Origin of the sequence: Pseudonocardia ailaonensis (assembly GCF_039531635.1) — a bacterium.
GTDB classification, from domain to species: domain Bacteria; phylum Actinomycetota; class Actinomycetes; order Mycobacteriales; family Pseudonocardiaceae; genus Pseudonocardia; species Pseudonocardia ailaonensis.
Genome location: NZ_BAAAQK010000004.1, coordinates 103339 through 117702, shown reverse-complemented (window position 1 = coordinate 117702; position 14364 = coordinate 103339). Strand labels below are relative to the sequence as shown.

The window sequence follows — 14364 nt, the reverse complement described above, 5'->3', positions numbered from 1 at the left end:
GATGACCAATCCGGAGGATCTCCCCGGCCAGGGCCACAGCGCCCCCGTGTCGAAGACGGCCTCGAGCCTGTTCGACCTGCGGACGGTGATCGCGCTGCTGTTCGGCGTCTACGGGATCGTGCTGCTGATCCTGGGGCTCGTGTCGAACACCGCCGCGGACATGCAGAAGACCGGCGGCTGGGACATCAACCGCGACACCGGGATCGCGATGCTGGTCATCGCGGTGCTGTTCGTGCTGTGGGTGCGGCTGCGGCCGGTCAAGGCGCCCACACCCGAGGAGATCGAGGCGGCCGGCGACGCTGGCGGGCCTCCTTCGCACTAGGAGCCGGGTCGGCTCCCGTGGCTCGTCAGCTGCGGGAGCCGACCGGGTACTGCGGGTTGAACGCCGTGAGGGTCCACTCGTCGAAGCGGCGGACGACCTTGCGGAGGGTGCTCATGTGTTCCTCTTCTCCATCGGGGACGCGCCGGGTTGCGCGCCCTTCACAGGGTCCAGCGCGTCGATCTTCTGAATCGTTTCCGAAACGGCCGGAACTTGACTCAGGTCACGTCGGTACGGTGCTGACGTGCCCGAACCGCTGCGGGTGCTCGCCCGCGACGGGGAGCACGAGACCGAGATCCAGCGCTCGCGCTTCCGCTGCCGCCTGACCCGCGTCACCGACGCCGACGCGGCCGCCGAGGTCGTCGCCGCCGTCCGCCGCGAGCACTGGTCGGCGTCGCACCACTGCACCGCGCTGCGGATCGGTCCCGCCGCGGAGATCCAGCGCTCCTCGGACGACGGCGAGCCCGCGGGCACCGCGGGCGTCCCCATGCTGGAGGTCCTCACCCGGCGCGAGCTGACGGACGTCGTCGCCGTCGTCACCCGGTGGTTCGGCGGGACGAAGCTCGGCGCCGGCGGCCTGGTCCGCGCCTACGGGAGCGCGGTCTCCGAGGCCCTCGACGTGATCGGCACCCACCGCCGGGCGCGGCACACCGAGCTCCTCCTCGCCGTCCCGCACGCCGACGCCGGCCGACTGGAGAACGCGGTGCGCGCGAACGGGATCAGGGTCACAGGCGTCGAGTACGGCGGCGACGTCGCGATCGCCGTCCAGGTGCCCGACGCGACCGCCTTCCACACCTGGCTGGCCGAGCGGACCGGCGGCGCGGTCGAGGCGATCGAGACGGGCACGACCGACGTGGAGATCGCCGACCGATGATGCGGTATAACTATACCGTGATCGAACTGAAGACGCCTGCGGAGATCGACCGCATGCACGTGACCGGGCGTTTCGTCGCCGAGATCCTCACCGAGATGGGTCGGCTCGCCGACGTCGGCGTCAACCTCATGGACCTCGAGCACCACGCCCGCGCCATGATCGAGGAGCGCGGCGCCGAGTCCTGCTACTGGGACTACGCCCCCTCCTTTGGCCGCGGCCCCTTCCGCAACGTCATCTGCCTGTCGGTCAACGACGCCGTCCTCCACGGCCTCCCCCACGACTACACGCTTCGCGACGGCGACGTGGTCAGCGCCGACATCGCCGTCACCGTCGACGGGTGGGCGGCCGACTCCGCCCGCACCGTGATCGTCGGCACCCCCGCCGAGGAGGACCTGCGGATCGTCCGCGCCACCGAGGAGGCACTCGAGGCCGCGATCGGCGCCGCCCGCCCCGGCAACCGCATCGGCGACATCTCCGCCGCGATCGGGGCGGTCGCCGAGGCCCACGGCTACCCCGTCAACACCGAGTTCGGCGGCCACGGCATCGGCCGCACCATGCACGAGGAGATCCACATCCCCAACAAGGGCCGGCCCGGCCGGGGTCTGACGCTGCGCCCCGGCCTCACCCTGGCCCTCGAACCCTGGTTCGCCCGCACGACTGACAAGATCGTCTTCGACCCGGACGGCTGGACCATCCGCTCCGCCGACGGCTCCCGCACCGCCCACTCCGAACACACCGTGGCGATCACCGAGGACGAGCCCCTCGTCCTGACCCGCCGCACCTCCGAACCCGCCCCCCACTGACGCCCCGCACCCCCCAACCCCGCGAGTCGGCACTTTCGGTAGGTCGAAAACCACGTTTCGGTAGTGCCGCCCGGAGCCGACCGGTGCCAGTCCCGACCGGCCGGCTCCCCGGCCACCCGCGGCGTCCCACCGCGATGATCGCCGTTCGCGTGCGCGCGGGCTGTCGGCATCTCCGTCAGCGCAACCACCGGCGATCACCACCGGGCGGCGAGCTCCCCTTCCCGGCCCGCCGCCGCCCGTCTTCCCGGATCACGGACCTGCCGGGCCCCGTCGGGGGGAGGGCGGGCTCCCCCGCGTGGACGCACCTCCGGCACCCACCGTGACCAGCACATCCTTCCGTGGACGCGCTCGGCGGACCTGATCGTGGTGGGGGCGGGGCTGGCAGGATCTCCCGCGTGGACAGCCCCCACGGCGCCACGGACGCCAGCACGACCGCCCGGCCCGACTCCCCCCGACCGACGACCATGACCGACGTCGCGCGCAGGGCCGGTGTGTCCCGGGCGACCGCCTCGTACGTCCTCAACAGCACCCCCGGGACACGGATCCCCGAGCCGACGCGCGTCCGCGTGTTCGCGGCGGCGGAGGAGCTCCGCTACGTCCCGCATGTGAACGCGCGGTCGCTTCGCCGCGGTCGCAGCGACCTGATCATCGGCCACGTGGAGCGGGACGCCGTGCTCCGCGGCCGGATCCCCGCGCTCGGCCTCGCCCAGGTGGCGGCGGACCTGCGCAGGGCCGGGTTCATGTTCCTCATGCACGGCGATCCCACGCTCGTGGGCGTGGCGGCCGCGCGGGCGTGGCTCGCGTTGCGGCCGGCCGCGGTCGTCGCGTTCGCGGAGCGGTTCACCGAGGACAGCGTCGCGATGCTGGCCGGGGCGGGCACCGTGCCCGTCGCGGTCGGGACCGCCCCCTCGGACCTCACCGCCACCGTCGTGCTCGACGACGGTGACCTGGGCCGGGCCGCCGCCGAGCACCTCCTCGCGCGCGGCTGCCGCCGGATCGCCGTCGTCAGCTCGGGGATGCCCGGCTCGTCGCTGCCCCGGGTGGCCGGAGCGGACCCCCGCGGGGAGCCCCTGGCCAACCGGGTCTCCGAGGCGCTGCGGATCGCCCGCGCGGCCGGCGCGGAGGCCGAGGCGCAGCACCTGGTGCCCGATCCCGCCGCCGCGGCTGCGCTCGTCGCGAGCTGGCGGCGCACCGGGCTGCCGGACGGCGTCGTCGGGGCCACGGACCGGCACGCCGGCATGGTGCTCGGCGCCCTGATGGACGCCGGCATCCGGGTGCCCGACGACGTCGCCGTCATCGGCGCGGACGACGACCCGTACTGCGAGCTGCTGCGCCCGCGGCTGACCTCGACGACCGTGGACCTGTCGAGCGGTTCGGCCCGCATGGCGGACGCCGTGCTGGCCGCGGTCGAGGGCCGCTGGGACCCGCGCCTGGCGGTCCGCCGGTTCCCCGCGCACGTGGTCGAGCGGGAGAGCTCCTAGACCCGGTCGTCGTCGACCACGTGGATCGCGGCCTCCTCCGCCGACGCCCCCGCCCCGTCGATGCCCACGTCGGACGCCCACGCGTCGGAGTCCGTGTCGCGGGGGTCGCCCTCCGCGGAGTCGACCAGCCGGCCGGCGCGGCGGTCGCCGACCTGGTCGTCGTACAGCTCGCCGTCGGTGTCCGTGGCGTCCGCGGGCCAGTCCGGGTTCGTGTCGTCCGGCTCGCGCTCGGGCGAGTCCTCCTCGTCCACGTCGTAGGAGTACGACACGTCGGGGAGCTCGCGGGCGAGACGGTGGTCCAGGTCCTCGCCGGTGTGCTCCTCCTCCGGGGTGGTCCCGAAGTCGTCGACGGCCCAGGGCCGCTCGGGCGGGGAGTACCCCTCGTCGAGGACGTCCGCGACGCCGCGGTCCTCCAGGGTGTCCTCGGGCTCGAGCTGGTCCGTGTCCGTGTCGGGCCCGTTGTCGTCTCCGCTCATGCGCACACCCTGGCACGACCGGCGCCGGATGGCACCGCGCCGCGATCAGGCTCCGGCGACCGGCGTGCCGGAGCGCTCGCCGGCACGCTGCGGAGCGCTCGGTGTGCCGCCCAGGACCACCCGCACCTGCGCGTCGAGGCCCGGCTGGACGCGCACGACCTGCACGTCCGGGGCGTATCCGGCGGCGGCGAGCGTGTAGGAGCCCGCCGCGAGACCGGCGAAGCCGAACTTACCGGCCGCGTCGGTCCGCCCGGAGGCGACGACGGCCCCGTCCCCCGCCGCGAGGGTCACGACGGCCTCCGCGACCGGTCCCCCGGTCGAGCCCGCACGCACCGTGCCACGCAGCTCCGCGCGATCGGCCAGGGTCACGTCGTGGGTGGTCGCACCGGCTCCGACCAGCACCGATGTGGCGACGGGCGGCACGCCCGGCGCGGACGCGGTGAGCGTGTAGCTCCCCTCCGGGATGCCGGGAACGAGGTAGCGACCGGCGCCGTCCGTGGTCGCGGCGCCCGCGACGTCGCCGCGGGCGTCGATCAGCGTGACGGTGACCCCGCCGCCGGGCCCGCCGAGCACGGTCCCACTCACCGTCGCGCCACCGTCGAGCGCCACGTCGTGCCGCACGGGCACACCCGCCACGGGCACCATCGCCGCCGCCGGCTGCAGTGCGCCGGAGGCGACCACCAGGAGGTAGGTGCCACCGGTGGCGAGATGGAACTCGTAGCCGCCGTCGGCCTGGGTCGCCGCGCGGGCGACCTGCTCACCGTTCGCACCGGTCACCGTCACGACGGCGCCGGCGATCCCGCCCCCGCTCGCACCCGTCACGAAGCCGTAGATCGCCGGGCCGACCACCACCTGCTCACTCGTCACGCTCTGAGCATGCACCGCGTCCGACAGTGACGAAAGTGCGGGGGCGAGTTCGGCGCGTTGCTGTTCGATCCCGCTGAGCGTCCGCAGCGGGATCTCGCGGATGCAGAGCGTGGTCAGCAGGGTGATGACGGACAGCCCGGCCGCGACCAGGAAGATCCGCGCGCTCCCGTCGCCGTAGGCGCCGCGCACGATCTCCACCAGCACGGGCGGCAGCTGGTTGAGGGCACCGATCCCGACGTCGTCGACCACGCCGATCCCCGCGTCCGCGACTCCCGAGGTGGTCAGCTCCGCCACCCGGGTCGCCAGGATCGCCCCGAGCACGGACACCCCGACCGTCCCGCCGAGCGAGCGGAAGAACGTGACCGCCGAGCTGGCCGCCCCGAGATCGGAGGCCCGCACGGTGTTCTGCACGGCGAGCACCAGGTTCTGCATGATCATGCCGATCCCGAGGCCCAGCACCCCCAGGTACACCTCGACGAGCACCATGTCCGTGGCGTGGTCGATGGTGCCGAGCAGCCCGAAACCGGCGGTCAGCAGTGCCCCGCCGCCGACGAGGAACCCCTTCCACCGGCCGGTCCGCGTGATCACCTGGCCGGACACCGTCGCCGCCACCGTGGACGCGACGATCATCGGCAACGTGAGCAGCCCGGCGGCGGTGGGCGAGAAGCCGCGCGCGATCTGGAAGTACTGCCCCAGGAAGATCGCCCCGCCGAACATCGCGACGCCCACGGCGACGCTCGCGATCACCGCCAGGGTCGTGGTGCGCTCCCTGAACAGGTACAGCGGCACGATCGGCTCCGCCGCCCGCGACTCGACGAGCACCGCGAGCGCGAGCAGCGCCACGCCGGTCCCGAGCAGGGCCCACGACGTCCCGGAGCCCCACGCGAACTCGTCCCCGGCCAGGGTGACCCAGATCAGCAGGTCGCAGACACCGGCCGCGAGCAGCGCGGCACCGAGGTAGTCGATCCGCACCTTCCGGCGGATCACCGGCAGGTTCAGGGTGCGCTGCACCACGACCATCGCCACGACCGCCACCGGTGCCCCGACCCAGAAGCACCACCGCCAGCCCAGTGGGCTGTCCACGATCAGGCCACCGATCAGCGGGCCCGCGATCGTCGCCACGGACACGACGGCCGCCATCGGCCCCGTGTAGCGGCCGCGCTCACGCGGGCTCACCACCGCCGCGATCACGATGATGACCAGCGACTGCAGGGCGCCCAGGCCGAGGCCCTGCAGCGCCCGCCACGCGATCAGCGTCTCGACGGACTGCGAGAAGCCGGCCAGCACCGATCCGCCGATGTAGACGACGATTCCGATCTGGACCAGCAGCTTCTTCGAGAACAGATCGGCGAGCTTGCCCCAGATCGGGGTGCTCGCCGTGGAGGCCAGCAGGGTCGCGGTGACCAGCCACGTGTACTGGTTCTGCGAGCCGTGCAGGTCCGTGATGATCGTCGGCAGCGCGTTGGACACGATGGTCGCGGACAGGAACGCCGAGAACATCGCGAGCAGCATCCCGGCGAGGGCCTGCACGACCTGGCGATGCGTCATCGGGCGATCCGTGGGAGTCACCTCGACCGCCGTCACAGCGCTCCCCCCGTCGTCCGCCCCAGAACTTTTAGCACACGACAAGTAGTTGGCGCCCGCTCGTCCCGGCCCGCCCGGATCGTCCGGCTCCTCCCGGTGGTTCCCGTCACCTTCGCCGCGCCGTGTTGAACGACCGACCGGTAGCCCGTTAACGTCCGAACGTGAACTTCACCAGCCCCCTCGCCCCGGTGCCGCCCGGCGTCGAGGTCGTCGGGACGGCCCAGCGCCAGGCGTGGGCGGACAAGGTGCTGCCGCCCGTCGAGCGGCTGGACTCCGGGATCTGGTCGATCCCGGTCCCGATCCCGCGCAATCCGCTGCGCTACACGCTGACCTACCTGGTGCCGGGTGACCACGGCCTGGTCGTCGTGGACCCGGGCTGGAGCGACGAGGACACCTGGGCGGCGCTCACCGCCGGCCTGGAGACCGCCGGCGCGACGTTCGACGACGTCGTCGGCATCGTGGCCACCCACACGCACCCGGACCACCACGGCCTCTCCGGCCGGCTGGCCGCGGCCAGCGGCGCGTGGATCGCGATGCACCGGATCGAAGCCGACCTGCTCCCCCAGCTGACCGGCACCACCACGACCGGCCAGCGCGTGGAGGCCATGGGCCGCTGGATGTGCGCGTGCGGCGCCTCCGAGGACGAGATCGACGAGTTCTCCGAGCAGCGGACGCACAGCACCACCGCCGAGTCCCTGGTGGCGCCGACCCTCCGGCTCGAGGACGGCGACATCCTGCCGCTGCCGGGCCGCCGGCTGCAGACGGTCTGGACGCCCGGACACACCCCCGGCCACATCTGCCTGCTCGATCTCGACGCCGGTGTGATGCTCACCGGGGACCACATCCTGCCCAGGATCACCCCGAACATCGGGCTGTCCCCGCAGGTCGCGAACGCGAAGATGCCCGCGCTGGCAGCGTTCCTGAAGTCGCTGGAGGACACCGCACTCGCCGACGAGGCGCACGGCGGCCTCCTCGCCCTGCCCGCCCACGAGTACCGCTTCCGCGGGCTGGCGAACCGGGCCCGCGGCCTGCAGTCCCATCACGAGGCACGCTGCCGCGAGCTCCTGGAGATCGTCACCGAGCTCGGTGAGCCCTCCGTATGGGAGGTCACGGCCCGGCTCACCTGGTCGCGGCCCTGGGAGCAGGTCGGACGGATGAAGTTCGGCGCGCTGGCCGAGACCTCCGCGCACATCGCGTACCTCGCGGACCGGGGCGAGCTCGAGTACCTGGGCGATCCCCTCGCCGACGGGGAGGGGACGACGGTCCGCGTCCGGCTCGCCGGACGCGTCGCCGCCTGAGCTCTTCCTGCGCGACCTCTGCCGGACGGCTGCGAGGTGCGTCGATCGGGCGAACGACGCTCCCGCCCCCCGGGTGACACCGGGGAACGGGAGCGCGGTCAGCCGTCGCTCAGCCGATCCCCCCGAGCAGCGCGTAGGCCGGTGCGGCGGCGTCGAACAGCCCGAAGGTCGGGTCCTCGACGGGAACCGGCACGTGGTCGGTCGCCCAGAGCGGGTTCCCGGCGACGGGCGCGGTGGGCGCGGTCGGCGGCTCGGCGACGAGCGGGGCGGCGGTGGCGACGCCGGCCCCGAGCGCGGTGAGCGCGATCCCCCCGAGGAGGACGGATGCGGTGCGGATCATGAGCTTTCCCTTCGTGTGGTGATCAGCAGATCGAGTCGGCCGGCTTGGGGTTGGTGTGCCCGAACAGCGGCCGCAGCCGCAGCCCGACCCACGTCCCGCCCAGCGCGACCACGCCCCAGATCCAGCCGTGCAGGCTGAAGGAGGCGATGCCGGAGAAGTAGGCGCCGATGTTGCAGCCGCCCGCGAGCCGCGCGCCGTACCCCATGAGGACGCCGCCGACGACCGCGCCGACCGCGATCCGCCACGGCACCCGCTTGTGCAGCAGGAAGGCGCCGCCGACCGCCGAGGCGAACAGCGCGCCGACCATGATCCCGAGGTCCAGCACCGAGATCCGGTCCGCCAGCACCGGGCCGGCCAGGGCCTTCGCGTTGGCCGGCACCTGCCAGAAGGCCCAGTTCTGCGGCTCGGCGCCGAACCACTGCAGGACCTTGGCGCCCCACAGGCCGAACGCGGACGTCACGCCCCAGGGCTGGCCGGACACGACCAGCACGGCAGCGTTGAGCACCGCGAGCACCAGCGCGCCGACCCACATCGGCCAGGAGCCGCGCAGCGCCCGCGCGATCCCCGTCGCCGACGGCGGCCGCTCGACGGGCGGCGGGGTGCGCCGCCGCGCCACGACGTAGGTCAGGGCCGCGATGCCCACCATGACGAGCAGGGACACCGCCAGCGCACCGGGGATGCCCCCGAAGACCGTCCGCAGGTCGACCGGGACCCCTTGCGGGACCACGCCGTTCCAGAACGGGAAGCTCAGGGCCGCGAACACGGACCCGACGATGAACCCGAAGAGCGTCAACACGATCGCGCTCTGTCCACTGCCGACGGCGAACAGCGTGCCGGAGGCGCAGGAGCCGCCGATCTGCATGCCGACGCCGAACAGGAACGCGCCCACGACGAGCCCGATCCCGACCGGCGCGACGAGCCCCTTCGGCTCGCCCGACAGCCCGATCCCGGTCGCGAAGATCACTCCGAAGAGGACGGTCGCGGTGCCGAGCATGATCATGTGCGCCCGGATCGCCGCCCCCTGGCCGACGGCGACGAGCTGCCGCCAGCCGGAGGTGAACCCGAAGCGGGAGTGGAACAACGTGAAGCCCAGCGCGAGGCCGAGGGCCCCGGTGCCGACCATGGTGGCCGGGGCGACCCGGGAGATCCCCCACAACAGCAGTGCGGCGAGCAGCACCGCGACGGCGGTCGGGATCGGCTGGACGGGCGGGGCCTGCCGGTCGAGCGGGCCGTAGGAGGCGCGCTCCCGGGCCCTGAGGCTCTCGAAGGTGAGGGTCATGCGATCTCCTAGGGGGTCTCGAGCGGTGCGCTGACCGGGACGACCGTCCCGTTGGGGAACCAGGCGGCCGGGTTGGCGCCGCCGTGGTGGTGGTCGTCCGCGCCGTTGGTCAGCCCGGTGCTGGTCATGGGGACGTCGACGGGTGCCGCGCCGTAGAGCCGGGGCCGGTCGGCGAGGGGTGCCCCGCCGTGCCGGGCCCAGGCGGTGAAGCCCGCCGCGGACGGGGTCTCGCCGGGGAACGCCGCGGCCACCTGGCCGGCGTAGAGCCGGGCCGGCTGGTCGGACGGATCGAAGTCCAGCGGGACGATCGACGACGTGGCCCGGGTGACCACCCCGGCCGTCATCAACCAGGGCGCGAGGTAGGTCCCGCCCAGGTGGGTGGGGGTCTCGAGCGACCGCGCCGCAGCCTCCCGCAGGGTCGCCGCGGCCGGGGACCAGCCCGACACGACGATCAGCGCGCTGTCCTTGTCCACGCGGTCGACCACCCTCGCCCGTGCCTGCGCGGCCAGCCCCCGGACCAGGTCCGCGGCGGCCCGGGAGCGGGGCGAGTCGTCCGCCGCGATCCGCACGCTGCGCACACCGTGGTCGGTCAGGGTCCGCACGGTCGCCCGCAGGGCGCGCGCGTCGGCCTCGGACAGGGAGTCCGCCGGACAGGTCGTGACCTGCGGCGCCGCCTCCCCCGGCCGCTGCCCCACCAGGTCTCCGAGCAGTGCCGCGGCACACTCCGGACCGTCGGGGCCGGTCAGCCCGGCGCTCCGGGGGTCCGCACCCTGGCCGGCCACCCCGTCGACCGCCGAGACCTGCGTGGATGAACGCTGCCCCGGCGCGACCGGGCCCTCGGTCGCCGGGCCTTCGGGGACCGCGCCCTTCGTCGCCGCCGGGAGGGTGGCCGTCGCCGACCCGGTATCGACGCGGGTCTCCGACCCGGCATCGACGGGGACGGTGCTCGTCACGCCACCCGCGGTGACGGTCAGCGTGCTCGCCCCCTCGGGCAGGTCGACGACGGCCCAGCCGCCCGCCGCTCCGTCCCGCGCCGTGAACGGGACGGCGGGAGCGGACGATCCGGTCACCGCGACACTCGCGGTGGAATTGGCCTGGTGGTCGTGGCCGGCGTAGGCCACGGGCCGCACCGCGGCGGCCTCGGCGAGATAGCCGGTCCCTGAGACGCGGACGAGGTTCGGCCCCGGCCGCAGGGGCGCCACCAGCAGCGCGAGCCGCTGGGACCCGGCCTCGACGGTCCGCAGGAGCGGCTCGCCCGGCACGGGCGCCGGCCCCGGCAGGGGCACGACCCCCACCAGCGCCGCAGCCACGGTCCCGAGCACGCCCAGTACGGCGACGATCCGCCACACCTCCCGCACCCGCCGGGCACCCGAAGATCGCCGATCGAGTGCTGCGGCGCACCCCTCGACCTGCACGGACGCACCGAAACGCCGATCGCCCGCCACGACCGCGCCCGGGCGCCTGTCAGCTCCACGGGACGACCGCTCCTCACCGGCAGCCGCCAACGCCGGTGCGCGGCCGCGCACCGGCGAAGATCGACGTTCGAGTGCACTGGCGCCCCCTCCAACCTGCCTGGACGCACCAAAACGGCGATCATGGAGGAGCAGGGCGAGCAACCCCGCTGTGGCGAGAGCCGGCAGCACCACGGCGGACAGGCCGGCGAGGCCGGCCCCGGTGGCCGTGAGGTCGTGGGCGGTCTCCGGACCGTCGACCAGGAGCTGCGCGAGCGCCGCCGCCACCGCGACGACCCCGCCCACCAGCCCGATCCCCATCAGCGCTCCGACACCCCGAACTCCGGCACCCCGGTCTCCGACACCCCGCACTTCGACACCCCGGCCTCCGACACCGTGCGAGCCGGGGGCCGGCTCCGCGCGAGTCGCGCTCTCCCTCCGCGCGGGTCGGGGCGTGGCGCGCCGCGAGTCGGGATGTCGCTCGGCGCGGACCGCCTCGCGGGTCCCGGCCGGGCTCACGACCGCGAACGACTCCGTCACCGCCTCCGCGAGCTCGCGGCTCCGCAGGCCCTGCGGGACTGGCGTTCTCCCCGGGGCCGGGGGCTCCCCCGCCCCCGGCCCCGGAGCCGGCGGCGGTCCCGGTTCCACCGCCGGTCCACGCCCCGTGATCCCCACCGCGGCCGCGCCCAGGAGTAGCGCGACCGCGACGGCGACGAGGGCGTCGAGTGCGAAGGCCACGCCGCTGTGCGTCGAGCCGAGGCCGGCGGCGAGGAGCACCACCAGCACCGCCCCGGGCAGCGCCGCCCAGCAGGTGCCCACCAGCGCCGCGGCGAGCAGCGCCGCCACGACATGCACGACCGTGCCGGGCACCGACACCGATCCGGTCAGGTGCACGACCTCGGCCGCGACGGCCACGACGCCCGCCGCGACCCACGCCGTCACCGACACCCCACGCCCCGAGAGGACCGTGAGCCCCAGTCGATCATGGTCCCGCCGTGGCCGAGGTTCGTCTCGACCGGACCGGGCCGTCCGGCCGACACCGGAGCCCGCCGGCCCGACACCGGAGCCCGCCCGGCCACCCGGACCCCTCCGGCCGGCATCCGGTCCCGCCGCCGAGACCAGTGCGATGCCCGCCAGCAGGGCCGTGCCCACCAGCAGCACCACCCGCAACGCCACCGCCCCCGCGGACGCCTGCTCCCCCAGGGCCGCCGCCGCACGGGCGGCCGGGGTGAGCGGCTCCGCCGCGGCGGACCCGCCGCTCGCCAGGACGGCGAGCGGCAGGGCCACGGCGAGCGGGGCGGCCGCCCGGCCGCGGCGCGCGAGCACGCGCCACGACCGGGAGGCCTGATTCCTACTTGACGTCGGCATCGTTCGCGACGAACAGCATCGAGTGGGGCTTCGCGTTGCCGAAGGCGCCGTGCGGCCAGCGCTCCCGGTTGAACGAGATGCACGTGTCGCCCGTGTTCTCGTCCTTGAAGTCCTCGTCGAGGTGCAGCGGTCCGTCGCCGGCGATGTCCACCAGGCAGACCCGGTGGTCACCGTCGGTGCCGGTGCGGGCCACGAAGTAGTTCGCGGTCGCGAGGCGCTGGGGCTGGTCGGTCTGGTGGTAGAAGCCGTCGTCGCCCAGGGCGAGGGTGTCCAGGGCGCCCCAGTGCGGGCCGCCCGCGGCCTTGCCGGGGTTGATGACCTGGTCGCCCTTGAGGGTCGGGCAGTCGGCCTCGGCGCCGCCGGCGGCGATCTCGTCGGTGGTGTCGATCGAGCACTGCGCGTCGGCACCGGACTCGACGAGCTTGGAGATGTCGAGCGCGATCACACCGCCGTTCGTGCCCGGGTCGTCCTTGCCGAGCGCGCCCGGCTTGCGGCCGATGATGGCGTGGTAGAGCGTCGTGTCGTCCGGGCTGGTCTGCAGCCAGCCACCGTTGGACGACGGGCCGCCGTTGTCGCCGGCCTTCGGGTCGAGCTCCTTGACCGCGGCGGAGAGGTCGTAGATCTCGCGCCACGTCGGCTCCGGAACCGTGATGTCCGGGGTGTAGAACAGCGCGCCACCCTGCATGGTCTGGGCGAACGCACCCTTGTGACCGGGCAGGTTGGTCACCGTGGTCTCCATCGCCGCACGGTTCTCGTTGTGCAGCGGGTCCTGACCGTTCGAGCGCGGCCCGGTCGGCAGGTACGACACCGACTTGACCTTCGGGTGGTTCAGGTCCGAGATGTCCCAGGTGCGCACGGTGGGCCGGCGCAGGTAGGGCGACGGCGCCTTGACCGGGTCGAGGATGATCGTCCGCGGCTCGGCGTAGTCACTGGTGACCATGGTGTTCAGGTCCTCGCGGACCTGGATGCCGTGCGGGTTCGCGCAGCTGGGCTGGCCGAGCGCCGGCATGTTGAGGCACTGGGTCGGGTCCTCGGGCGTGGTCGTCGCGGCCGGGGCCTCGACCAGCTTCCTGCCGTCCGGCCCGAACCGCACGACCTCGCCCGGCGTGCCCGCGAACCCGTTGCCGGTGCGGACCTCGCCGTTGGAGTAGGTGCAGGGACCGGGGACGACCGGGCCGCCCATGTAGGTCCCGTACGCCGTGCCGTCCTTCAGCACCCAGTACGCGTCCGGCACCGACCCGCAGAGGGTCTGGCTGGGGAGGCTGATGCCGGAGAGCTTGAGCTCCGGCAGCGCGGCCACGTCGAACACGTAGGTGGCCGCCGAGTAGAGGCCGCCCGCGTAGATCTTGTCGCCCTTGCGCCACGAGTACTGCATGTGGTGCGGCTCGTTCTCCACCAGCGGGCCGACGGTCGCGGTGTTGACGACCTTGCCGTAGCTGGGCGAGCCCTTGGTGACGTCGACGACGGCCATGAAGTCCGGCCCCGGCAGGGCGTTGCGCACCTTGTCGGTCGGGTTCTGCAGCGACCCCGGCAGGTTCTTCACGTCCGGCACGACGGTGTCGGCGGCGTTCTCGTCGCCCGCCCAGACCACCATGTACTCGGGACGGGTACCCGCCTGGTGGGAGCCCTTGGCCGCGTCGTCGATGTTGTTCTCGACCCAGTAGTCCTTACCGTCGGCCCCCTTCACGGTGGAGCGGACGGTCTGGACGTCGGCGTACGCGTCCCCGCCCGGGATCGTGGTCACCCCGGCGACGATGCCGAGGGCCAGCAGCCCGAGGAGGATCTTCTTCGGGGCGCGCATCAGGTCGGCAGGATCTTCGTCGCGCCGACGACGGACTGCACGAGCCCGGTGACGGGCACGCCGGCCGGCGCGACGTCACGGCCCTGGTTCAGCAGGTCGCCCTGGCCGAACGCGGTCTGCGATCCCTCCACGTACGGCGCGGTGGGCGCCGGCGCGGGCTCGGGCTCGTTGTGCGCGGTGAGCAGCGGCGCGGTGTCCGGGACCAGGTCCGGGGTGGCGGCGTACGCCGCTCCCGGGAGGACGGCGAACGCGGCGCCGGTCAGGGTCGCGATCCCGGCGAGCCGGGTGAGGGTGGCCGACCGGGGTGGTCGGTGACGGTGTCGGGGCACGGTGTTTCTCCGGTTTCTTCTTCAGTGGGGAGCCGAACGGCCGCGGCGGTCGCACGGTCCGGGCCCGTCATCCGATGTGGACGAACGGGGGCGG

Annotated in this window: 12 protein-coding genes; 5 read left to right on the top strand and 7 right to left on the bottom strand. The window is 74.0% G+C overall.

Annotated features, from left to right (window positions below):
* Position 1: 1 nt before the first annotated feature.
* From ABD324_RS06990 to ABD324_RS06975, 4 genes are all read left to right on the top strand, one after another.
* Positions 2-322: a hypothetical protein gene (locus tag ABD324_RS06990; protein ID WP_344413664.1), complete on the top strand. Its 321-nt coding sequence runs from the start codon at positions 2-4 to the stop codon at positions 320-322.
* A 253-nt stretch (positions 323-575) separates the two neighbouring features.
* Positions 576-1193, top strand: a complete 618-nt coding sequence (locus ABD324_RS06985) for a YigZ family protein (RefSeq protein ID WP_344414238.1) — start codon at positions 576-578, stop codon at positions 1191-1193.
* A 17-nt stretch (positions 1194-1210) separates the two neighbouring features.
* Complete coding sequence (gene map, locus ABD324_RS06980) at positions 1211-1996, top strand: type I methionyl aminopeptidase (protein ID WP_344413662.1); 786 nt, start codon at positions 1211-1213, stop codon at positions 1994-1996.
* A 395-nt stretch (positions 1997-2391) separates the two neighbouring features.
* Positions 2392-3477, top strand: a complete 1086-nt coding sequence (locus ABD324_RS06975) for a LacI family DNA-binding transcriptional regulator (RefSeq protein ID WP_344413660.1) — start codon at positions 2392-2394, stop codon at positions 3475-3477.
* On the opposite strand, the gene ABD324_RS06970 is transcribed toward ABD324_RS06975, so the two are convergent.
* Both ABD324_RS06970 and ABD324_RS06965 read right to left on the bottom strand, forming a co-directional pair.
* The gene (locus ABD324_RS06970) at positions 3474-3953 is read right to left on the bottom strand and encodes a DUF5709 domain-containing protein (protein ID WP_344413658.1); all 480 of its coding nucleotides are present in this window, start codon (positions 3951-3953) and stop codon (positions 3474-3476) included. The genes ABD324_RS06975 and ABD324_RS06970 overlap by 4 nt on opposite strands.
* Before the next feature lie 45 nt (positions 3954-3998).
* Positions 3999-6368 (bottom strand): MFS transporter, encoded by a 2370-nt coding sequence (locus ABD324_RS06965; RefSeq protein ID WP_344413656.1) that lies wholly within the window; start codon positions 6366-6368, stop codon positions 3999-4001.
* 197 nt (positions 6369-6565) lie between these two features.
* On the opposite strand from ABD324_RS06965, the gene ABD324_RS06960 reads away from it, so the two are divergent.
* Positions 6566-7702: an MBL fold metallo-hydrolase gene (locus ABD324_RS06960; RefSeq protein ID WP_344413654.1), complete on the top strand. Its 1137-nt coding sequence runs from the start codon at positions 6566-6568 to the stop codon at positions 7700-7702.
* 109 nt (positions 7703-7811) lie between these two features.
* Here ABD324_RS06960 and ABD324_RS06955 read toward each other — a convergent pair whose 3' ends face one another.
* From ABD324_RS06955 to ABD324_RS06935, 5 genes are read right to left on the bottom strand one after another with little or no spacing between them, the layout of a single operon-like run.
* Positions 7812-8042: a hypothetical protein gene (locus ABD324_RS06955; RefSeq protein ID WP_344413652.1), complete on the bottom strand. Its 231-nt coding sequence runs from the start codon at positions 8040-8042 to the stop codon at positions 7812-7814.
* Between the two features lie 22 nt (positions 8043-8064).
* Positions 8065-9321 (bottom strand): YeeE/YedE family protein, encoded by a 1257-nt coding sequence (locus ABD324_RS06950; RefSeq protein WP_344413650.1) that lies wholly within the window; start codon positions 9319-9321, stop codon positions 8065-8067.
* An 8-nt stretch (positions 9322-9329) separates the two neighbouring features.
* Positions 9330-12098, bottom strand: a complete 2769-nt coding sequence (locus ABD324_RS06945) for a hypothetical protein (protein ID WP_344413648.1) — start codon at positions 12096-12098, stop codon at positions 9330-9332.
* Between the two features lie 25 nt (positions 12099-12123).
* Positions 12124-13941, bottom strand: coding sequence for a hypothetical protein (locus tag ABD324_RS06940; RefSeq protein WP_344413646.1), 1818 nt, complete (start codon positions 13939-13941; stop codon positions 12124-12126).
* Positions 13941-14270 (bottom strand): hypothetical protein, encoded by a 330-nt coding sequence (locus ABD324_RS06935; protein WP_344413644.1) that lies wholly within the window; start codon positions 14268-14270, stop codon positions 13941-13943. The genes ABD324_RS06940 and ABD324_RS06935 overlap by 1 nt, the downstream gene beginning before the upstream one ends.
* Positions 14271-14364: the final 94 nt, after the last annotated feature.